15 protein-coding genes and 1 tRNA gene are annotated in these 21,200 nt (G+C 48.8%); 9 read left to right on the top strand and 7 right to left on the bottom strand.

The genetic code is table 11. The features are described from left to right. Positions 1-15: 15 nt before the first annotated feature. From AWQ21_RS01265 to cysK, 5 genes are all read left to right on the top strand, one after another. On the top strand, positions 16-591 hold the full coding sequence (locus AWQ21_RS01265; RefSeq protein ID WP_065712980.1) for a Uma2 family endonuclease: 576 nt from the start codon (positions 16-18) through the stop codon (positions 589-591). Positions 592-700: 109 nt separating this feature from the next. Next, the gene (locus AWQ21_RS01260) at positions 701-1,030 is read left to right on the top strand and encodes a 2Fe-2S iron-sulfur cluster-binding protein (RefSeq protein WP_065712979.1); all 330 of its coding nucleotides are present in this window, start codon (positions 701-703) and stop codon (positions 1,028-1,030) included. Positions 1,031-1,326: 296 nt separating this feature from the next. Then, positions 1,327-3,828, top strand: coding sequence for a phosphoenolpyruvate synthase (gene ppsA, locus AWQ21_RS01255; RefSeq protein ID WP_065712978.1), 2,502 nt, complete (start codon positions 1,327-1,329; stop codon positions 3,826-3,828). A gap of 170 nt (positions 3,829-3,998) precedes the next feature. Beyond that, positions 3,999-4,367 (top strand): DUF2237 family protein, encoded by a 369-nt coding sequence (locus AWQ21_RS01250; RefSeq protein WP_065712977.1) that lies wholly within the window; start codon positions 3,999-4,001, stop codon positions 4,365-4,367. A 172-nt stretch (positions 4,368-4,539) separates the two neighbouring features. Beyond that, a complete protein-coding gene (gene cysK / locus AWQ21_RS01245; protein WP_065712976.1) occupies positions 4,540-5,499 on the top strand; it encodes a cysteine synthase A in 960 nt (319 codons plus the stop codon). A gap of 98 nt (positions 5,500-5,597) precedes the next feature. Here the strand turns inward: cysK and AWQ21_RS01240 are convergent, their stop codons facing one another. Further along, complete coding sequence (locus tag AWQ21_RS01240; protein ID WP_065712975.1) at positions 5,598-7,772, bottom strand: glutamine synthetase III; 2,175 nt, start codon at positions 7,770-7,772, stop codon at positions 5,598-5,600. Positions 7,773-7,867: 95 nt separating this feature from the next. Next, entirely contained in the window at positions 7,868-10,690 is a 2,823-nt protein-coding gene (locus AWQ21_RS01235) for a cation-translocating P-type ATPase (protein ID WP_315862208.1), read from the bottom strand. A gap of 380 nt (positions 10,691-11,070) precedes the next feature. Between AWQ21_RS01235 and AWQ21_RS01230 the strand changes: the two genes are divergently transcribed. Both AWQ21_RS01230 and AWQ21_RS01225 read left to right on the top strand, forming a co-directional pair. Beyond that, complete coding sequence (locus AWQ21_RS01230; protein ID WP_065712974.1) at positions 11,071-11,532, top strand: pentapeptide repeat-containing protein; 462 nt, start codon at positions 11,071-11,073, stop codon at positions 11,530-11,532. 62 nt (positions 11,533-11,594) lie between these two features. Continuing rightward, positions 11,595-13,325 (top strand): glycosyltransferase family 39 protein, encoded by a 1,731-nt coding sequence (locus AWQ21_RS01225; protein ID WP_065712973.1) that lies wholly within the window; start codon positions 11,595-11,597, stop codon positions 13,323-13,325. A gap of 86 nt (positions 13,326-13,411) precedes the next feature. Here the strand turns inward: AWQ21_RS01225 and AWQ21_RS01220 are convergent, their stop codons facing one another. The 4 genes from AWQ21_RS01220 to AWQ21_RS01205 all read right to left on the bottom strand — a co-directional run bounded on the left by AWQ21_RS01220 (position 13,412) and on the right by AWQ21_RS01205 (position 16,917). After that, entirely contained in the window at positions 13,412-14,011 is a 600-nt protein-coding gene (locus AWQ21_RS01220) for a superoxide dismutase (protein ID WP_065712972.1), read from the bottom strand. Positions 14,012-14,287: 276 nt separating this feature from the next. Beyond that, positions 14,288-14,360 (bottom strand) — tRNA-Ala (locus tag AWQ21_RS01215). A 73-nt stretch (positions 14,361-14,433) separates the two neighbouring features. Then, the gene (locus AWQ21_RS01210; protein ID WP_065712971.1) at positions 14,434-15,357 is read right to left on the bottom strand and encodes an ABC transporter ATP-binding protein; all 924 of its coding nucleotides are present in this window, start codon (positions 15,355-15,357) and stop codon (positions 14,434-14,436) included. A gap of 42 nt (positions 15,358-15,399) precedes the next feature. Then, positions 15,400-16,917, bottom strand: a complete 1,518-nt coding sequence (locus tag AWQ21_RS01205; protein WP_065715153.1) for a SagB/ThcOx family dehydrogenase — start codon at positions 16,915-16,917, stop codon at positions 15,400-15,402. Positions 16,918-16,966: 49 nt separating this feature from the next. Here AWQ21_RS01205 and AWQ21_RS16450 point away from each other — a divergent pair, with 49 nt between their 5' ends. After that, on the top strand, positions 16,967-18,007 hold the full coding sequence (locus tag AWQ21_RS16450) for a hypothetical protein (protein ID WP_065712970.1): 1,041 nt from the start codon (positions 16,967-16,969) through the stop codon (positions 18,005-18,007). Positions 18,008-18,140: 133 nt separating this feature from the next. After that, positions 18,141-20,012, top strand: a complete 1,872-nt coding sequence (uvrC, locus tag AWQ21_RS01195; protein ID WP_065712969.1) for an excinuclease ABC subunit UvrC — start codon at positions 18,141-18,143, stop codon at positions 20,010-20,012. Here uvrC and AWQ21_RS01190 read toward each other — a convergent pair. Beyond that, complete coding sequence (locus AWQ21_RS01190; RefSeq protein WP_065712968.1) at positions 20,000-21,199, bottom strand: PD-(D/E)XK nuclease family protein; 1,200 nt, start codon at positions 21,197-21,199, stop codon at positions 20,000-20,002. The genes uvrC and AWQ21_RS01190 overlap by 13 nt on opposite strands. Position 21,200: the final 1 nt, after the last annotated feature.

Here is a 21,200-nt window from a genome sequence, read left to right as displayed (position 1 = left end):
CGAGAGGTCGTGAAAATGGCTACCGTAACCCTTGATCTCCAGCCCGTTTTGACCCTGACCCAAGGCCAATTTGCCCAGCTCTGTCAGGCGAATCCCGATGCCAAATTAGAACGCACAGCCCAAGGAGAACTTGTGATCATGGCCCCCACAGGTGGTGAAACTGGCAGAGTCAATTTTGAACTCAATGGCCAACTCTGGTACTGGAATAAATGTCATGGTTTTGGGAAGTGCTTCGATTCCTCGACAGGTTTTATTTTGCCCGATGGCGCGACGCGATCGCCGGATATGTGTTGGGTCGAAAAATCCCGCTGGGACAGCCTCACCCCAGAACAACAGCAGAAATTTGTCCCCCTCTGCCCTGATTTTGTCGCCGAACTCCTTTCGCCCAGCGATGTGGTACAACAAACCCGCCAGAAAATGCAGGAATATTTAGATAATGGTTGTCGGTTGGGCTGGCTGATCAACCAAGGCGATCGCCAAGTAGAAATTTATCGCCCTGGTCAAACCGTTGAAATTTTAACGACCCCCAAACAGCTTGCCGGAGAAGATATTCTTCAGAATTTTGTTTTAGATCTCAGTGACTTGTGGTAATGACTTCCCCTGCAAAAAATTGGTTTTGCCGCATCCTTAACCGACCTTTTTTAAAAAGTATGGCACCATGGAAGCAATCATCATTGAGATAATCGGAAAAATACCAACCATGCCAACTATCACCTTCGGAAGTCAAACTATTACCTGTAATCAAGGCGATAATTTACGCAAAGTTCTCCTGGCCAACAAAATTAATCTCTACAATGGCAATGCAACAACCATTAATTGTCATGGTCTTGGTACCTGTGGCACCTGTGCCGTCGAAATTACTGGCCCCGTTTCAGCCCAGAGCTGGAAAGAAAAAACACGTCTCTCCCTACCGCCTCACAACCCAGACAAGCAAAGGCGTCTAGCCTGTCAAGTGAGTGTAGAAGGGGATATTGCCGTCAAAAAATACGATGGTTTCTGGGGCCAGGGGGATACCGTCGTCAGTGCTTAATGGCGGCTCTAATCAATATTGACAAAAACCAATGTGCTTGTGCTGTGAGACTGGGAAAAACCTAGTCTTTTTCTTTTTTTTAAGTTTCCTGCCATATCCTAAAAATGTTAAAAATATCTTAAATAAAGATAAGGAAAATATGATCTGTTTAGGCAACATCAAGCTTGTTTTTCTTGACGTTTTTTCATTAAACAGAAGTGAAAGGTAAGGATATATTTCATTTCTGTAAAGACCCTATTTCAAGTCTTTTAGGATCAAGGTGTACGGAGAGGGATGACTAAGGAGTTTTTATAGTTATGGTCAGCACTTTTAACACGGCTACAGCCTCTGATGCGAGAACCGAAGCACTCGTTTTGTGGTTTGAGGAGGTTGGTTCCCAGGATGTGGGTCTGGTTGGGGGCAAAAATTCTTCCCTTGGGGAAATGATTCAGCAGTTACAGCCTAAGGGAGTCAACGTTCCAGGCGGGTTTGCCACGACGGCCTATGCTTATCGTTATTTTGTTAAATCTGCAGGCTTAGAAGAAAAGTTACGGACGCTTTTCGCAGACTTGGATACGGATGATGTGGCGAATCTCCAGGCGCGGGGTCGGCAGGCGCGGGCTTTGATTTTGAATACGCCTTTCCCGAATGATCTCCAGGTGGCGATCGCCTCTGCTTACAAAAAAATGTGTGAGCGATATGGAGCCAAATCCGATGTCTGCGATCGCTTTGAAGGGGAAGCAAAGGAAGCCTGTGAAGACAGTGCCCACAACGTCGATGTAGCGGTGCGCTCTAGTGCCACGGCGGAGGATTTACCGGAGGCGAGTTTTGCGGGGCAACAGGAAACTTATCTGAATGTCCACGGCGTGAAGGGGGTTCTGGAATCCTGCCACAAATGTTTTGCGTCTCTGTTTACGGATCGGGCGATCGCCTACCGTCAGCACAACGGCTTCGATCACTTTGAAGTCGCCCTGTCCGTCGGTGTGCAAAAAATGGTGCGCTCTGATCTCGCCACCTCCGGCGTGATGTTCTCCATCGACACCGAAAGCGGTTTTAAAGATGCCGCGTTTATTACCGGAGCCTATGGCTTGGGGGAAAACGTTGTCCAAGGCGCAGTCAATCCCGATGAATTTGTGGTCTTTAAACCGACCCTCAAGGATGGCTACAAACCGATTCTCGAACGGCGACTCGGCAGCAAAAAGATCAAAATGGTCTACGCCGGCGGCGCAAAACTCACCGAAAATGTTGCCGTCCCCGAAGAATTACAAAACAAATTCTGTGTCAGTGACGAAGACGTTTTAACCCTCGCCCGTTGGGCAACCACCATCGAGGAGCATTACTCCAACGTCCGTGGTCAATACACGCCGATGGATATTGAATGGGCAAAAGATGGCTTAACAGATGAATTATTTATCGTCCAAGCCCGTCCCGAAACCGTCCAGTCCCAGAAAGCCGCCAACGTCATCCGCAGCTACAAGCTCAAAGAAACGGGGAATGTCATTGCCCACGGTCGCAGCGTTGGGGAAATGGTCGGTCAAGGGGAAGCGAATGTGATCCTCGACGTTGACCAAATTAAACTCTTCAAACCCGGTCAAGTGCTAGTCACCCGCCGCACCGATCCCGATTGGGAACCGATCATGAAAAAAGCCTCGGCGATCGTCACCGACCAAGGCGGGAGAACCTGTCACGCGGCGATTATTGCCAGAGAAATGGGCATTCCGGCGGTGGTTGGTTGCGGTGATGCCACAACCCTCGTGAAATCCGGTCAAGACGTAACGGTTTCCTGTTGCGAAGGGGAAGATGGCAAGATCTACGAAGGTTTACTGAAGTTTGAAGTGGAAGAAACCTCCCTTGAAAATCTGCCCACTACCAAGACCAAAATTTTGATGAATGTGGGTAATCCAGAGCAAGCTTTCTCGCTGTCTCCTTTACCCGCCGATGGGGTTGGTTTAGCTCGCCTTGAGTTCATTATTGCCAACCACATTAAAGCCCACCCCAAAGCCCTGATTCACTTTGATGAATTGGAAGACTTGATGGTGAAAAAAGAGATTGCGGAATTGACCCATCTCTATGAAAACAAGGCTGATTTCTTCGTGGATAAACTCGCCAGTGGCATTGCCATGATCGCCGCCGCATTCTATCCGAATCCCGTGGTTGTTCGGATGTCTGATTTCAAATCCAATGAGTATGCAAATTTACTCGGTGGTCGTCAATTTGAACCGACAGAAGAAAACCCAATGATTGGCTGGCGTGGGGCATCCCGCTACTACGATCCCAATTATTCTGAAGCGTTTGGTTTGGAATGCGAAGCCTTTAAGATTGCCCGCAATGAAATGGGTCTGACGAATATTATTCCGATGATTCCGTTTTGCCGCACCCCAGAAGAAGGTCGCAAAGTGTTAGCTGAAATGGCAAAACATGACCTCCGCCGTGGGGAAAATGGGCTGCAAGTTTACGTCATGTGCGAATTGCCCTCCAACGTCATCCTCGTTGACGAATACAGCGAAGTGTTTGATGGTTTCTCCATTGGCTCGAACGATCTCACCCAATTAACGTTAGGTTTGGATCGCGATTCTGCGCTGGTTGCCCACATTTTCGATGAGCGGAATGAAGGGGTAAAACGCATGGTGCGGATGGCAATTGAAGGGGCGAAGAAATATCAACGCAAGATTGGTATTTGTGGTCAAGCTCCCTCGGATTATCCAGAATTTGCTGAATTCCTCGTTGAGTTAGGCATTGATTCCATCAGTTTGAACCCTGATTCTTTACTCAAAACTAAATTGGCGATCGCCGCTTTAGAACAAAAACTCGGTCGATAGAGTTATCGGTTGAATCTTTTTATCCCGTATTCATTTCCCTTCTCCAACCACCGTCTTGGGGAGGGGATTTTCCTACGGCCCAATGCGATGGCTCAATCTACATTGCCAGTCCTGTCGGTCGTTATCATTGAAATTGTCCACCCTTGAAACGAGGATTTTTTAAAACCCCAATGACAGATGCAAAAAACGTTTTAGGAACCGCCCTCCAGCCTTGCAGTACCGACCCCTTAACTGGCTTTTATCGGGATGGCTGTTGCACCACTGGCGCGAATGATTTTGGCCGCCATGTGGTCTGTGCGCAAATGACGCCAGCTTTCTTGGAATTTACCAAAAACCAAGGCAATGATTTGAGTACCCCCGTGCCCCAATACCATTTCCCTGGTCTCAAACCCGGCGATCGCTGGTGTCTCTGTGCTGCCCGCTGGCAAGAAGCCTTTGAGGTCGGGGTTGCGCCCCCTGTCCACCTCGAAGCCACCCATGCCAAAGCCCTTGAAATTGTGCGCCTCGAAGATCTACAGCACCATGCTTTGGTTTTCTGATGGGGCTTGGGTTGTTGGCCTCGATTAATGCCGCCCTCTCCCCACAACAGGGGTCGATTATCCCCAATTTTCTCAAACAGTTGAAGGAACATATTTTCAGGGGAGTCGGCATCTATAATGAACATCGGTTCACCATTCTGTTTCACCCCTAGCCGGCACCATCTCACCTACCATGAAAATTGCCAAGAACATTACCGAATTAGTAGGAAAAACGCCCCTTGTGCAGTTAAATCGTATTCCTGAGCAGGAAAATTGCGTTGCCCAGGTGGTGATTAAATTAGAAGGGATGAATCCGGCTGCCTCGGTTAAGGACCGCATTGGCGTCAACATGATCGAAGCCGCCGAAGCCGCCGGAGAAATTACCCCCGGAAAAACGATTTTGGTAGAACCCACCTCTGGGAACACAGGCATTGCCCTAGCCATGGCCGCTGCCGCTAAGGGTTATCAGTTAATTTTGACCATGCCAGAGACCATGAGCATGGAGCGACGGGCGATGCTCCTCGCCTATGGGGCACAACTCGAACTGACCTCTGGGGATGCGGGCATGAGCGCCTGTATCACCAAGGCCCAGGAAATCGTCGATACGCTGCCTAATGCTTACATGTTGCAGCAGTTTAATAATTTGGCGAACCCCGATGCCCACCGCCAAACTACGGCCCTCGAAATCTGGGAAGATACGGAGGGGAAAGTCGATCTGATCGTGGCGGGAGTCGGTACCGGCGGCACAATTACCGGGATCGCCGAGGTGCTGAAAAAATATAAGCCTGAATGCCAGGCGATCGCCGTTGAACCAGCCAATAGTCCCGTGCTTTCTGGTGGCAAGCCCGGCCCTCACAAAATCCAAGGCATTGGGGCAGGTTTTGTCCCCAGTGTGCTCAATCAGAGCATCATTGATGAAGTTGTGACGGTGACCGACGAAGCTGCAATTAATTTTGGGCGTCGCCTGGCTAGGGAAGAAGGCATTTTATCGGGCATTTCGACAGGGGCAGCCCTCTGTGCCGCGATCAAAGTGGCCCAACGTGCAGAAAACAGCGGCAAGCTCATTGTTGTCATTCAACCAAGCTATGGGGAACGATACCTGAGTACCCCCCTCTATCAGGATCTCCCTGCCAACGTGATCCATTCGGTTTGAACCCATTTTTCCATGCCATAAAAAACCCTCTACATTGCCAGAGAACATAGAGGGATTTTGAATTTTATTGAATGATTGACTCAATCGAGGCGAATCATCTACTTGATAAACAGCATTTCCTGGTAGGTGGGTAGGGGCCAGAAGCTGTCTGGTAGTTCATTTTCTAGCAGATCTGCGTAGCTACGAACCTCATCCATCAAAGGACGAATGGTGCTCGCGCAATAGTGCATGTGCTCCTCTGTGGAAGCAAAATCTTCTTTCTCAAAGGCAGCACTGAGCTTTTCGGTGGCAGCCATCAAGCCATTGGTGAGGCTAGAAACCGTTTCTGCACTTTTCTTCTCGAGGGAAATGCCGAGATTCACGAGGGCAGTGATCGTGCCTGACAACTTGGCCAGGTATTCCACAGCGGCTGGATAAACCATGGTTTTTGCCATGTTCATCACCAGTTTGGCTTCCACTTCAATGGATTTGATGTACTGCTCGGCGTAAACTTCAAAGCGGCTTTCGAGTTCTATGGGAGTCAGAACCTTAAGCTGGTCAAATAAGGCGACTACTTCATCTTCCTTGAGCACAGGTAGGGCGTCAGCAGTGGTGGGTAGGTTACGCAAACCGCGTTCTTCAACGGCCATTCGGTGCCATTCTTCGGAGTAGCCATTACCACCAAAGATCACAGAACCATGGTCGTTCATGATTTCTTTGAGAACCGTGAGAATGGCTTCGCTGATTTCTAAGCCCTTCGCCAATTCACTTTCGAGGCGATCGCCAATCCAACCGAGAGAATCCGCGAGGATCGTATTCAACGCCACCAAAGGCCCAGACACAGACTGGCTAGAACCCACAGCCCGGAACTCAAAACGATTCCCGGTAAAGGCAAAGGGAGAAGTCCGGTTGCGATCGCCCGCATCTTTGGTCAGTTCAGGCAGTACCGCCACACCGAGATCCATAACGCCTTTCTTCTTCGACTCAGAAACAGTACCATTTTTGATTTGCTCAAAAACTTCCTCCAACTGAGAACCGAGATACACCGACATAATGGCCGGAGGAGCCTCATTAGCACCGAGACGGTGGTCATTGCTGGCATTAGCGATTACCGCCCGCATCAAAGGCCCAAACTTATGGACACCCCGAATCACCGCCCCACAGAAGACGAGGAACTGGGCATTTTCATGGGGAGAATCACCCGGATCCAACAGATTACCCTGGGTGGCATTGCCCACAGACCAGTTCACGTGCTTACCAGAACCATTGATCCCGGCAAAGGGTTTTTCGTGGAGTAAGCACATAAAGCCGTGCTTTTTCGCCGTGGTCTTGAGGGTGGTCATGATCAATTGCTGGTGATCGCTGGCCACGTTAGCCGCTTCAAAGACAGGGGCAATTTCAAACTGACCCGGTGCCACTTCATTGTGACGGGTTTTTGCGGGGATACCGAGCTTATACAGTTGCGCTTCCACATCCTGCATAAAGATTTGTACCCGCTCAGGGATCGCCCCGAAGTAGTGATCATCAAATTCTTGGCCCTTCGCCGGAGACTTTCCAAAGAGGGTACGACCTGCTAGTAAGAGATCCGGGCGCTGGTGGGCGAAGTTAGAGTCAACGAGGAAATATTCCTGTTCTGCCCCACAACTGGAATTGACCCGAGCAACTTCTGTGTGACCCAACAGTTTCAAGACTTTCTGGGCCGCCTTATTCATCGCATCAATGGAACGCAACAGGGGCACTTTTTTATCGAGTGCTTCCCCAGTCCAAGACACAAAAACCGTGGGAATACAGAGGGTAGAACCATTTTCGGTTTCCATGATATAGGCCGGACTGGTCACATCCCAAGCCGTATAACCCCGTGCTTCAAAGGTATCCCGGATACCACCGTTGGGGAAAGAAGAACCGTCGGGTTCCCCTTGTACTAGCACCTTACCGGAAAATTCGGAGATGACTTTGCCATCGCCTTGGACAGATACGAAACCATCATGTTTCTCTGCCGTTAGGTTAGTCATCGGATAGAAGACGTGGGCATAGTAGAGTGCCCCCTTAGACATGGCCCAATCACGCATCGCTGTTGCCACAGCATCGGCCACTGAAGGGTCTAGTTTTTCACCGGAAGTGATGGTGTTTTTGATAGATTTAAAGACGGCCTTTGGGAGACTGGCCTGCATCTTACTCAGATCAAAAACATTAGTAGCCCAAGCTTCTTCGAGCTTGATGGGCGGTTCACACTTGATGGGGGTACGATTGGTAATTTGCTGAATCGCTTGAACACGGGCGGCGTTTCCAGTCATAGGTTTTTCCGTAGATCTAACCGCACCATACTACCCAAGACTAATCCTAAAAACAGATAAGATCTATACAGAAATCGAATTCACTTTTGTTTTTTTCATCTGCTTTTTGGGGGATTTTTCCAAACCCAATACCATTGAATCACAAGTTTTTCTAATTCCACCCAAACGAAGAGTAAGGTACTAACCCCTAAACAGAGAAGAAGTTGCTGTCCAGAAAGGCGTTGGGTGTCGAAAAACAGCCGTAGGGGTTCGACATAAATCAGCATCAGTTGGAGGATTGTTGTGGCGGCAACGGCAATGATTAGGTAGGGATTTCGCAGCGGGTTACTGGTTAGGGTCAGTTGGGTACGGGAACGGACGGCGATCGCATGGCCCATTTGAGACAGACAAAGGGTGGTAAAGACCATGGTTTTCCAACTGTCGGGGTAGGCATTGTAGCTATAGGCCATGAGGGCAATGCTAATTACAGAGAAAATCAAGCCAATGCGAATAATATAAGAGCCTAAACCCCGCGCAAAAATACTTTCTTGGGGATTAAAGGGACGGCGTTGCATCACGTCGGCTTCAGCGGGCTCGAGGGCAAGGGCCAAGGCTGGTAATCCATCGGTGACGAGGTTCATCCAGAGGATTTGCAGGGGAATTAGGGGGACTTCTGAAAGCCCGATCAGGGGAGCCGCAGCAATGGTAATCACTTCGCCAATGTTGCTACCAAGAATGTATTGGATAAAGTGGCGAATATTAGTGTAGACGACCCGGCCTTCTTCGGTGGCGGCGACAATGGTGGCAAAGTTATCGTCGAGGAGCACCATATCACTGGCTTCTTTACTGACATCAGTACCGGTAATGCCCATGGCAATGCCGATATCCGCTTGCTTGAGGGCGGGAGCATCGTTGACGCCATCTCCGGTCATCGCAACGAATTTACCGCGACTTTGGAGGGCTTGGACAATGCGTAGTTTATGTTCTGGGGCTACCCGTGCATAGATACTCACGGTTTCGACCATGGCTTCAAGATCGGCCTGGGAAAGTTTACTGAGTTCTACTCCTGTGAGGGCCTTGGCGTCTGGGGCCGCAATTCCCAATTGTTGGGCGATCGCCTTAGCGGTGAGTTGGTGATCGCCGGTGATCATCACTGGACGAATCCCTGCAGCACGACATCTGGCCACTGCCTCTTTGACTTCCGGGCGGGGCGCATCCATCATCCCCACCAGACCCAGCCAAGTCATCTTCTGTTCTGCATTCGCCTCTGCTTGAGCCCCAGGAAGCTCCGTCAGCCAGCGTTGGGCAAACCCCAAAACCCGCAAACCCGCCTGGGCCATTTCGTTGTTGCGCTGGAGAATCGCAGCCCGATCTTCTGCTCGAAGAGGAAAAATATCTGTAGCAGTTTGGTACGTCTGACAGCGCTCCAGCACCAACTCCGGTGAACCCTTACAGCAGAGCAAATAGCTGGCGCCTAATTTAGCTTGGACAGAGCGTGGCATGGCGCAAATAACGCTCATGCGTTTGCGCTCCGAAGAAAAAGGAAACTCTTCCAACCGGGGCCATTCTGCCTGGAGAGCTTCGGTAAATAAACCTCCTTTTCCAGCGAGGCTCAGTAAAGCTCCTTCTGTGGGGTCGCCAATAATCAGCCAATCTTGCCCATCTTGCTTTAAAACAGCATCATTACAGAGGACACAAGCCCGCAATAATTGTTGCAATTCAGAATCCTGAGTAAGGTCAAAGCTTTTATCTTGATGCAAAAATTCGCCAATCGGCGTGTACCCTTCCCCGGTAATTCGTAAGGATTGGCTCTGGGTTTCTAGGCGCTGTACCACCATTTTATTTTGGGTGAGGGTGCCGGTTTTGTCGGAGCAAATGGTATCGACGGAACCGAGGGTTTCGACGGCGGGTAGTTTCCGAATGAGGGCTTGGCGTTTCACCATGCGCTGGGTGCCAATGGCAAGGGTTACAGTAATCACAGCAGGTAATCCTTCTGGGACAACGGCCACGGCCATACTCAGGGAAACTTCGATTAATTCTTTGATGCGGCTGAAATTCCCTACCTGGAAGCTGCCGAAAATCACCACTAAGATTACGAGAATAATCGAGCCGGTGACCAGAATTTTGCCGAGGTGGGTCATCCGTTTTTGAAGGGGCGTTTGGCTAGTCTCAACGCTTTGGAGCATTTGGGCAATCTTGCCGAGCTCGGTGGTCATTCCAGTAGCTGTAATTAAAATCTTGCCCCGGCCTTGGAGGACTTCCGTGCCTGAAAAAACCATGTTTTGGCGATCGCCTAGGGGGGTATCCGTGGCTAATCCATCGGGACAAATCCTTTTGGTGACGGGGTTCGCTTCTCCGGTTAAGGCTGACTCGCGCACTTGGAGCTGGGCCGCTTCGAGGACGAGACCATCGGCACTGAGTTGGGAACCAGCTTCGATGAACATCAGATCCCCAGGGACTAACTGGGCTGCTTTGACTTCAAAAATTTGACCACCACGACGCACTCGCACCTGGGGAGAAGACATTTTTTTTAGGGCAGCCAGGGCTTTTTCCGCACGGCTTTCCTGCATAAAGCCCAAAAAGCCGTTCAGCACCACAATGGCAAGGATGGCAATCGTATCTTTGAAGGGCACTGTGCCTTGGGAAAATTGGCTGGTTTGTAATTCTGTAAAGTCAATCAGCCCAGAAATTAAAGCCACCACAATCAGCATGATTAGCATCACATTTTTAAACTGATCGAGGAAAATATCCCAGGTATTACGCCCCCGACTCGCTTCAATTTCATTGGGGCCATAAAGCTGTTGACGTCGTTCAACCTCTGCCATCTCTAAGCCTTGGTGTTCATCTGCTTGAAATGCTTTAAGGACATGGGCGATCGCCTGATGGTGCCAAGGGGACGCTGGGTCTGGTAAAGAAGTCTTTTCGTGGAGATCACTCACAATCACAATCCAAAAAAAATATCGCTCCAATATTATCCGTAATCATAAAGGTTATCGCTCGAATGTTGCTTTAAATTGGCGAAAATTATGAATTTTTGTTATACTGTTATTAGCAGTCATTTTTCGATAGTAATAAAACAAAATGTAACGGCTTTTGGCGAGGGTCAAGCAGTCTGTAGAAGTTGTGAAATAATAAAAGCAAAGGGACTTCGTACTCTACATCAAAAATTAAGTTTTCGCTGATTTTTTTGGGGCAATAATCGACTGAGACGTCAACTCCCATGATGTGAACAAGTACCCACCGAAAGCCGATGACCTAGAAAAGAAAGACCGTCGAAAACTGGCTCGGTTTTGTTCAGAATTGGCAGGAGGAAGTAAATATGAAACGCCTATTATTAGCCCTCGCAACCCTCACCATGCTCTTGGCGATCGCCAAGCCAGCTAGAGGCGAAAACCCAGACCACGTCAAACGTCTGTTGGAAACAGGTGCCTGCCAAGGCTGTAACCTCATCGGTGCAGATCTTCGGGATACTCACCTAATCGGGGCCGACCTGCGAGATGCCAACCTCAGTTATGCCAACCTCGAAGGGGCCAACCTCGAAGGAGCTGATTTAACGGGTGCGAACCTTTCCGGGGCCGACTTTACCGACGTTTTTCTGACTAACGCGGTCTTAAACTATGCCCGAATGAACCGGGTAAATTTCACCGCTGCCCGGATGTATGATACCCATGTCTTCGGCGCTGTGATGGAAGATTTAACCTTAACCGATGCGGAATTATTTAATACCGATATCAGCGTTGGTGGTAGCTACGAAGACGTTGAATTGCTCGAACAATACTAACTCGAACAATACGAAAGAGTAATCTGCTATTGTCCTTTCAAGACTGATCAGTAAAAGGCACAATGGCAAGCTCCCGAATATTTTCTAAAAAAGATTTTTATCTACTCAGCATTTGGGTGGGGTTAGGAACGTTATTGCGCTTCTGGAACCTCACCCTTAAGTCTGTGTGGGGAGACGAATGGGCCACTTTAGTATTTAGCTTGGGCCATGGCTTTCGGGAAATTCCTTTAGATCAGTTGATTTCTCCCGATATTCTCCTAGCCCCACTGCGCTATGAAGCTGGCACGAATCTTGCAACGGTCAGCGACGTGCTCCTCAGTGAGAGTAACCATCCGCCTTTGTACTACTGGCTGACCCACCTCTGGTTTGATTTGTGGAGTACAGATGGGGAACTCATTAGTATCTTTGTGGGGCGATCGCCTGCTGCTTTTTTTGGGGTTTTGCTGATTCTAGTAGTGTTTGGCGTGAGCGCCTGGATTTTCAAAAATAAATGGGCAGCCCATGGTGGGGCGATCGCCATGGCATTGTCTCCCTACGCCGTTTATCTTTCCCAGGAGGCCCGTCACTATACCCTGGCCATGATTTGGATGACTCTTTCTTATGGATGCGTTACAAAAATCATTCAAGCCCAACAACAGTCGCAAAAAATTTCATTTCAGGTGTTATCGGGTTGGCTAATTGTGAATACTTTAGGGGTGGCAAGCCATTATTTTATGGTGTTGTCTCTGTTTGTAGAAGGACTCGTTTTACTCTTTTGTTATGGTCAGGATTTCAGAAAAAATTGGCCCAAAAAATCTTCCTCAAAAATCTTTTTCCCAGGCTATTGGCGACGGATTTTTTGCGGGGCGATCGCCTCGGCAATTGTGGTTTTTTTGTTGCTCAACCACTGGCAGAGCCAAAACAATGACGAACTGACTTCCTGGCTCAATCAAGATTACGGTTGGGGGTTAGAAAATCTGTTGCCGCCGCTCCGTTCTTTGGGCTGGGCCTTGGGGATGATTTTTATGTTACCCATCGAAGCAGATCAAACTTGGCTAGTGGTGACTTCGGCGATCGCCCTTTTGTTGATTCTTTTGTGGCTTATTCCTAATCTGACGGCGGCCTTCAAACAGGGCTGGGCGCAATTAGAAGTCAAAATTTTCACAGGCCTCGTTCTCGCAAATCTGATCACGATTCTTGGCATTACCTATGTACTGAAATTGGATATTACCCTGGCTCCTCGTTACCATTTCATTTATTTTCCAGCGTTAATTATTCTATTAGGATTTTTCCTGGCGCAAATGGGAAAAAATATTTCATGCTCTCAACGATTTTGGCCTAAAAATTGCCGCCTCAGTGCCTTAATGATTGTGGGTTTAATGGGCTTGAGTAGTTTGTGCGTCAATGTAGACCTGGCCTACCGGAAGCCCGAAAATAATCAGGCGATCGCCCAAGCCCTCCAACAAAATTTAGACTGGAATATTCCTCCGATTTTCGCCACCCACTACTATGAATTGGGCGTTGTTCGCACCCAGATGGGTTTAGCTTGGGCTTTGCATCATCTCGATCCCAGCCTGCAACCCCGGTTTTTAATTCTCGATAATTTTTTCAAACAAGATACAGCGGCCGAAGTTCTTGCTGAAACTGCGACCCAGCTCACGGAACCAACTCAAATCTTGATGTTTAATACCCATTTTGCGCCCCCAGAATCAATCTGTCCGTTGCAACCGGAATCAGGGCAAAAAGTAACAGGATATCGCTATCGTTTGTATTTTTGCGATCCTTCTTCTGAACGAGCTTCTCGATCTCCATAAAAAAAGAGACTTACTCTGAGTAAGTCCCTTGTCGGTTCAGTTAGATGTTGTGAAAAACCAAATGAATTTTTGGATTCAAACGGGCATTAGGCCGCTGCGAGGTTAGCCGCCACGAAGTCCCAGTTCACAAGACTGGTGAGGAAGGTACTGATGTAGTCGGGGCGACGGTTTTGGTAGTCGAGGTAGTAGGCATGTTCCCAAACGTCCATGGTGAGGAGGGGCGTTTGGCCTTCGGTCATGGGGTTGCCAGCATTGCCAGTTTTGGTGACCTTGAGGGTGCCATTATCGAGGACGAGCCAAGCCCAACCACTACCGAACTGGGTGGCACCAGCGGTCTTAAAAGCCTCAACAAACTTATCGAAACTACCGAAGTCGGCGTTGATTTTGTCGGCAAGGGCACCAGTGGGTTGACCACCGCCACCGGGCTTCATGCAGTTCCAGTAGAAGCTGTGGTTCCACGCTTGGGCAGCATTATTAAACAAACCTGCTTTGGCGGGATCTGCGGCTACAGCTTTGATTACGTCTTCGATACTTTTGCTATCCATGTCGGTGCCAGCTACGGCATCGTTGTACTTAGAGACATAGCCCGCATGGTGCTTGTCATGGTGAAATTCTAAGGTGCTCTTCGAGATGTGGGGTTCGAGGGCAGTGTAATCGTAGGGTAATGCAGGTAGTTCGTATCCCATGGTGGTGTTTTCCTCGTTGGAGTTTGCAGGATGCTCCAGAAATTTCCTATCTCAGGAAGATTCTGAAGTGAGAGTTGTTCGTAGAACGTACTGGTTGAGATCTTAGCATGAACATTTCCCCCCCCTGGGTAGAGACATCCGCACCCTGATTCCCCAGCAAGGCGATCGCCAAAACCCGATTTTTGGCCATGACAGTTTGGCACAATGAACCACGACAAAAGACCCCTGGGTCGTTCGACACCGGAGGTCTTTGATTTTTTAAAACTGATTTTTTTATGGAGATAACCGGACTCGAACCGGTGACCCCTTGCATGCCATGCAAGTGCTCTACCAACTGAGCTATACCCCCTTAGGCACGGATAATATATTGCCCTAACTATTTTAGGCTTGTCAAGCTTTGGGGGAAAAAGTTTTGGCTTGCCCTAGATAATTTGGGCCTCGGGGACGGTTTGGGGGTGATTTTGGGTGATTTCGACGTAGATATGTTCGAGCTGAATGCTTTGGCGGGCAATGGAATCGATGGGAACACCCTGGAAAATGTCGAGGATTTCGGAAAGCTCTAGGGCCTCCGGTAGCCAAAAAGCGAGATCACCACCATAGTTGCGTTGGGTAAAGCCGGCGGCTGTGCCCTTGGTGATCGCCCCTTCTCTATCCGTCGTTTGTAACAGGACAACTTCCTTGGCGGGAATCCGTTGGCGTAGTTCCGGGAGTGTTCCCTCGGCGATAATTTGTCCCCCTTTCAGAATGCCAATGCGCTGACAGAGCCGCTGAGCTTCATCTAAAAGATGGGTTGTCAGCAAAATCGTCATGCCTTCATCCCGGAGCCGCTGGATCAGTTGCCAAATTTCATAGCGGGTTTCGATATCTAGGCCCGTGGTCGGCTCGTCTAAAATCAGCAATTGGGGTCGGTGCATCAGGGCAATGGCAATGTTCATCCGCCGTTGCATTCCCCCGCTGAGGGTTTCGACGGGGGCACCGTGGCGATCGCCCAGTCCCACTGCCTCTAAACAAGCGCCGATTTGAGTTTGACAATCCTGTTTCGACAGCCCGTAGATGCGACCATAAAACCGGAGATTTTCGGCGCAGGTGAGGGTTTTGTAGAGCAAATTTTCCTGGGGGGCGACCCCAATGATTTTTTTCGTTGCTTCAGAAAGGGGAGAGGCGGCAATTTCAATGGCACCACCATCGGCCTGGAGTAAATTGCACAGGATATTGATGGTTGTGGTTTTTCCGGCACCATTTGGCCCCAGGAGACCATAAATTTCCCCAGCGTCGATGTGCAAATTCAGGCCCTGGAGTACCGAACGCTGGCCATAGGCTTTTGTGAGGTTGCGAATTTTTAACATGGGCGATCGCCTTTTTTCCCAATCCTAATGCTGTAGTTCAGTTTAGCCCTGCTCTGGTACACCGAGGGTCGTGACATAGAGCACCGCCTCATCATCAGGAATGCCGAGAACCTCGTTGACTTGATCATCGAAGAAGCCCCCAATGCCGCTGACTCCCAAGTCTAGCTGGATTGCGGCGAGGTTTAAGCGTTGCCCCAATTGGCCTGCATCCATATGTAGGTAACGATAGGCGCGATCGCCATAGCGGCTGACTGCGGCCCCCAAATCTGCTGTGTGGAAAACCAAAGCCGCCGCATCTCGCCCTAAATCTTGACCCAAACAAAGGTAATGCAACTCTTCGCGGAAATTTTTAAAGCGTATTTGCCGTAATGCCTGGGCCTTAGGCGCATAGTAGTAGCATCCGGCCTCTAAGCCCTCTACCCCAGAAACCGCCACAAAGGTCTCGATCAAACTCAAGTCAAAATAGTCCGGATCGCTCAGTAATCCCTGTTCCCCATAGTCTTCGGGATGATAGGTAAAGTGCAGCATTAATTGCAACTCTTCGAGGGTGAGGTCTTCTCCGGTGTAGGCACGGGTCGAGCGCCGCTTTAAGATTGTTTCTTCTAAATCCTCTTGGTCTTCACCCCAGTCAATGCGCTGACTATATCGATTTTCAGCATCTGTATTCGCGAGGGAAACCTTGAGGCAGAACGGAAAATTGTATTTGTCTTCCAACAGATTCGGTTGACGGGGGGGGACGGAAGCTTTTGCCTGAATCATCGAAGCTTCATGGAGGGCCTTGAGGAGCGCTTCATCCGTTAAATCAGGGTAATCGAGGGCCACAGGGGAAGGTAAGGCGGTTTTACCGTAACTGGTTGCTTGGGGTTGCGGATTGAGGGCAATAATACTGGTCACTGCCTCTGTTTCCCCGTCGAGATAGAGGAGTTGATTCATCAGGCGATCGCTAAACCCACCGATGAGATGGGGACGAAACCCATGGGCTGTGGCTGCCAAGTTCACATTACCCAGCAAATGGCCTGTATCGAGGAAAATGCGACGGTAGGCCCGAGCTTCGTAACGCCAAGCCGAGCGATAAAAAATTGCCGTAGTCACGAGGGCCAGTTGGGTCTTTTCGAGGGCGGGATGGCGAAAGCAAGCTTCTTGGAGATCGACCCAACAGTGGTTATCCCAAAAGCGCAGTAGGGTATGGGTTTGGGGCTGATAGTGATAAAGGCCCGCCGGGAGCAGTTCGGTACCCCGGGAGATGAGATATAGTTCCGCTGGATACAGGCCCCCCGCCGAAGGAGCAGTTCTGAGGTACACGAAATCTCCCCCAAAGGTCGGAATTTTGGCGGTTAGCCCGTAGCTTAACAATAGCAAATAGGACAGGTTTTCCCACGGGGGTTCATTGCGGTCAAGTTCTAAATAGGGCTTGAGATCGTAGCTGGTGCCAATTTTGTAGCCTTTGAAGGGACTCGGCTGTTGGGACCAATCTAGGGATTTGCCCCGCTTGGAAAGGGTTTGGGGATCGTATTTGGTGCGTTGGTGATAATGGGCTGAGAGGGGTAAAGATCGGCTCATTTTTTCCCGAAAACAAGAAAACGCTTCCATTATCCCCCTTGCTTCCCCCTTGACGGAAACTTTTTTCCCGGCGATCGCTTCTTTAGGTAGCATGAAAGGCAAGGCGATCGCCCTTTGGAGTTTTCGGTTATTGACTATGAAAATCACTGCTTTACGATCGATGCTGCTACTTGGTTTGTTCAGTAGTGGTGGCATCCTGCTTATTCCCGCCCCCAACCAAGCCCAAACCCTCCTGGCCCAAGGAAACCTCACCCTTGCCTTTGGCCTCAACCAAGCAAAAAACCTTGCTCGCCAAGCCGCAGAGGATGCCAACGGTGGCCTGAGTCAATATCGGGCCGAACCCTCCATGCATGGCGATCCCCTGGCGTCCCCCTATGTGGACAATGGCGATGGCAGCTATACCTTTACCTTCCGGGGGCGGCAGCCAGCATCAACGGATTATATTTACGAAACCGTCGTGACTGTCACTGACGATGGCACCGCAACCATTGACTACAATGGGCCAATTCGCTCCGATAATTTTAACAGTACCAATATTGCGGCGGCGAGCCTCGACCTCAACCAAGCCAAAAACCTCGCCCGTCAAGCTGCAGAACGGGAGAATGGTGGTTTGAGTCAATATCGGGCTGAACCCTCCATGCACGGTCTGGCAGAGCAGTCTCCTTACGTGAGCAACAGTGATGGGAGTTATACCTTTACCTTCCAGGGCCGCCGTCCCGAATCCCTTGACTACACCTACGAAACAGAGGTCAAGGTGTTGACCGATGGAAGTACCCAGATTCTTTACAATGGCGACCTGCGTACCAGCGACGGTACCGTGGACTCGGGCGCGACTATTGTTGACCTAAATCAGGCAAAGAACCTCGCCCGCCAAGCCGCAGAACAGGAAAATGGCGGTTTGAATAACTACCGCGCTGAACCAGCAATGCACGGCAATCCCAACGAGTCGCCCTATGTGCTGAATGCTGATGGAAGCTACACGTTCACCTTTGAAGGCCGTAGACCCGGCTCCGTTGACTACACCATCGAAAGCGTTGTGACTGTTACTCCCGATGGTACCGTAACCATTAATTCCAACACGGGTCTGTAAACGGCTCATTTCACTTGGAGACAATGAACGGCGAGACCTTCCCTGGGAGGCCTCGTTTTTTTGTGTCGGGGCTGCCTTTAGAGAAAATTGCTTACAATTTTTAAACTCCCTTCAACAACGTCTTGTCTTGGCCATGGCTACTTTAAACTCAATGCCTCTGTTGCAAGATCCTGGGCAATTGCAACAACGTCTCCGGGAAATTCCGGCAGAACCGGGGGTTTATTTTATGCACAGTCGCCAGGGAGATATTCTCTACATTGGCAAGTCCAAAACCCTGCGGAATCGGGTGCGGTCTTATTTCCGCGATGCCCGGTTGCATTCGCCTCGCATCGAAATGATGGTGCAGCAGGTGGCAGACATTGAATTTATCGTCACGGATACAGAAGCGGAAGCCCTGGCCCTAGAAGCAAACCTCATCAAACAGCATCAACCCTATTACAATGTGCTGCTCAAGGATGATAAAAAATATCCCTATGTGTGCATTACTTGGTCGGAGGATTATCCGCGTTTTTTCATTACCCGCAAACGCCACGTCGGCAATAAAGGCGATCGCTACTATGGCCCCTATGTAGACACAAGATTACTGCGGCACACCTTGGGACTGATGAAACGGATTTTTCCGCTCCGGCAACGGCGACAACCGCTTTTTAAACATCGGCCCTGTTTGAACTACGATATTGGCCGCTGTCCGGGGGTTTGTCAGCAGTTGATTTCCCCCCAGGAATATCGACAGACGGTGCAAAAGGTGGCGATGGTCTTCCAGGGGCGCAGTGGGGAATTAATTGAAAGCTTGATGGATCAAATGAATCAGGCTGCGGAGAATCTCCAGTTTGAAAAAGCAGCCCAAATCCGCGACCAAATCAAAGCGATTGGTGCCCTCAATGCGGATCAAAAGGTGAGTTTACCCGATGATCGAATTTCCCGGGATGCGATCGCCTTGGCTGCCGATGAACGTCATTGTGCGATTCAACTCTTTCAAGTGCGGGCGGGACGACTGGTGGGAAGGTTAGGTTTTTTCACCTCCCTGCCAGAAAATTTGGGGCCAGATTTAACGGTGGAGTACGGCAAAATTCTTCAACACGTTTTAGAAACCCACTATGCCAACGTGGATGGGGTGGAAATTCCAGCGGAAATCTTGGTGCAATATCCCCTCCGGGATCAGGAATGGTTAGGGCAATTTTTAGGCGATCGCCGGGGCAGTAAAGTACAAATTCTCCAACCGCAACGGCAACTCAAAGCAGAACTGATTGCGATGGTAGAACGTAACGCTCAATATGAACTGGGCCGCACCCAACGCACCGCCACCAAGAATTTAGCCGCCCTCGAAGATTTAGCCAGTCTCTTGGATTTACCCGAACTCCCCAAGCGCATCGAAGGTTACGACATTTCCCACATCCAAGGCTCCAATGCGGTGGCCTCCCAGGTGGTTTTTATCGATGGGATTCCTGCAAAACAAGATTATCGCCACTACAAAATTAAAAATCCCGACATTCACATTGGCCGCTCCGATGACTTTGCCAGCATGGCCGAAATTATGCGGCGGCGCTTTAAGAAAGGTTTAGCAACAGATTGTCCCGATCTGATCATGATTGACGGGGGTAAAGGTCAGTTGTCGGCAGTGATGGGGGTTTTAGAGGAACTCAACCTGGCCGATAAGTTAAACGTGATTAGCCTGGCTAAAAAACAGGAGCAGGTCTATCTCCCCTATGAGTCTGATCCCATTCACAGTGAAAAAGAACAGCCGGGGATCCAGCTCCTGCGCCGGGTAAGGGACGAAGCTCACCGCTTTGCTGTTGGCTTCCACCGACAACAACGTCTTAAATCCAGCAGGCGATCGCAACTGGACGACATCCCTGGTTTAGGGCACCACCGCAAAAAACAACTCCTCGCCCATTTCCATTCCCTCGACTATCTCCGGGAGGCCAAACCCGCACAAATTGCTGAAGTGAAAGGAATCGGGCCGCGCCTTGCCGAGGAAATTTACGATTATTTTCACCCTTCGTGAGACTCTGGGGACCAATTAAAAGTCTTACAGGCTTCTAGTAAATTTTCTGCTGCTTGACGAAACTCTGCTTTTTGATACAGCTCATCCATTTTTTGAATAATACTTTCCTTATTATCCCAGTCTTCGAACTTTAAATACTTAGAAAAAATTCTTGTAAATTTTGCGTCAGGATTCAAGGATTTATCAGAAATTTTATTGAACCCATGATTTCTTAAATGTTCCAGGAAAGCTTTTCTGAAAGATGAAATATTGAAGGGTCTAACTTCAATGATAATTCCAATTCTATCCTTCTTTGCAGGAAACCAAAAAGCGAAAGGTAAATTATTACACCATTGTTCTCCGCCCGCTTCTTTTAACGGTTCTCTCAAAGAATCATTGAGTTTTTTGGGGATAAACCAGGCACTTTTTCCGTTGATAAAGATTTCTTCCTCATCAATTTTTTGGATAAATTCACGTGCGGAATCTTCAAATTCGGTGTCTTCTTTGTATTCATAAATCAAATCCAAAGCTTCTTTGTGATCCTTGTAGATCTGCTTACACAAAGCCTTTACTTCCGGATTTTCCATAGTCAGCAATTCCAAAGTATTGAGGTAGTAATTGATAAAATCATAAACCTTATCACTGATATTTTCTTTCTGCAGTGAAACGACAAACTTGAGGGTTGTCAGTATTTGGTGATGGGATAAGACTCCATATTTTTCATGGAGAGCTTCTTCCCCATCTATTGTTAGAAGGATAGGAATAATTCGATAATTAGTATATTCTTTTTCTACAATCTCAAGATATTTTTTTAGTTGTCTTTGTGAATGTCCACTATGAACTTTATTTTCTATTAGCACACAAACCTTGTTTACTTTGCTAATAATTAAAATGTCAATATTTTTCCACTCACGTCGGATTTCAAAATCTGTGTAAAATAATTTTTCGATATCAAAAACAGATAATGAAGTATCGATATTTTCATTGTTGATAATGATTTCAGCTAAGATTTTCTTTAAGAAAGCATGACCTAATTTATGGTTTTCATTTGGCGTCAAAAGCCATGCAAGAATGTTCGAGTGCCGAATTTCATATTGATCGACTTTAAGAACTTTAAGGGGATTGAATTCATTGAGTTTGGCTTCTAATTTTTCTAAATCGTAGTTATTGGCAACAAATTTCTGAAGGTTTATGATCTGATCTTGCATT

The sequence above is a fragment of the Picosynechococcus sp. PCC 7003 genome (assembly GCF_001693255.1).
Classification (GTDB): domain Bacteria; phylum Cyanobacteriota; class Cyanobacteriia; order Cyanobacteriales; family MRBY01; genus MRBY01.
Note: the sequence above shows the minus strand (reverse complement) of the source record. Positions and strands in the feature narration are given on the sequence as shown.

What these genes read in the sequence shown, in the direction of transcription:
- AWQ21_RS01265 (WP_065712980.1), top strand. Translation starts at nt 16, where the DNA reads ATGGCTACCGTAACCCTTGATCTCCAGCCCGTTTTGACCCTGACCCAA.
- AWQ21_RS01260 (WP_065712979.1), top strand. Translation starts at nt 701, where the DNA reads ATGCCAACTATCACCTTCGGAAGTCAAACTATTACCTGTAATCAAGGC.
- ppsA (WP_065712978.1), top strand. Translation starts at nt 1,327, where the DNA reads ATGGTCAGCACTTTTAACACGGCTACAGCCTCTGATGCGAGAACCGAA.
- AWQ21_RS01250 (WP_065712977.1), top strand. Translation starts at nt 3,999, where the DNA reads ATGACAGATGCAAAAAACGTTTTAGGAACCGCCCTCCAGCCTTGCAGT.
- cysK (WP_065712976.1), top strand. Translation starts at nt 4,540, where the DNA reads ATGAAAATTGCCAAGAACATTACCGAATTAGTAGGAAAAACGCCCCTT.
- AWQ21_RS01240 (WP_065712975.1), bottom strand. Translation starts at nt 7,772, where the DNA reads ATGACTGGAAACGCCGCCCGTGTTCAAGCGATTCAGCAAATTACCAAT.
- AWQ21_RS01230 (WP_065712974.1), top strand. Translation starts at nt 11,071, where the DNA reads ATGAAACGCCTATTATTAGCCCTCGCAACCCTCACCATGCTCTTGGCG.
- AWQ21_RS01225 (WP_065712973.1), top strand. Translation starts at nt 11,595, where the DNA reads ATGGCAAGCTCCCGAATATTTTCTAAAAAAGATTTTTATCTACTCAGC.
- AWQ21_RS01220 (WP_065712972.1), bottom strand. Translation starts at nt 14,011, where the DNA reads ATGGGATACGAACTACCTGCATTACCCTACGATTACACTGCCCTCGAA.
- AWQ21_RS01210 (WP_065712971.1), bottom strand. Translation starts at nt 15,357, where the DNA reads ATGTTAAAAATTCGCAACCTCACAAAAGCCTATGGCCAGCGTTCGGTA.
- AWQ21_RS01205 (WP_065715153.1), bottom strand. Translation starts at nt 16,917, where the DNA reads ATGAGCCGATCTTTACCCCTCTCAGCCCATTATCACCAACGCACCAAA.
- uvrC (WP_065712969.1), top strand. Translation starts at nt 18,141, where the DNA reads ATGGCTACTTTAAACTCAATGCCTCTGTTGCAAGATCCTGGGCAATTG.
- AWQ21_RS01190 (WP_065712968.1), bottom strand. Translation starts at nt 21,199, where the DNA reads ATGCAAGATCAGATCATAAACCTTCAGAAATTTGTTGCCAATAACTAC.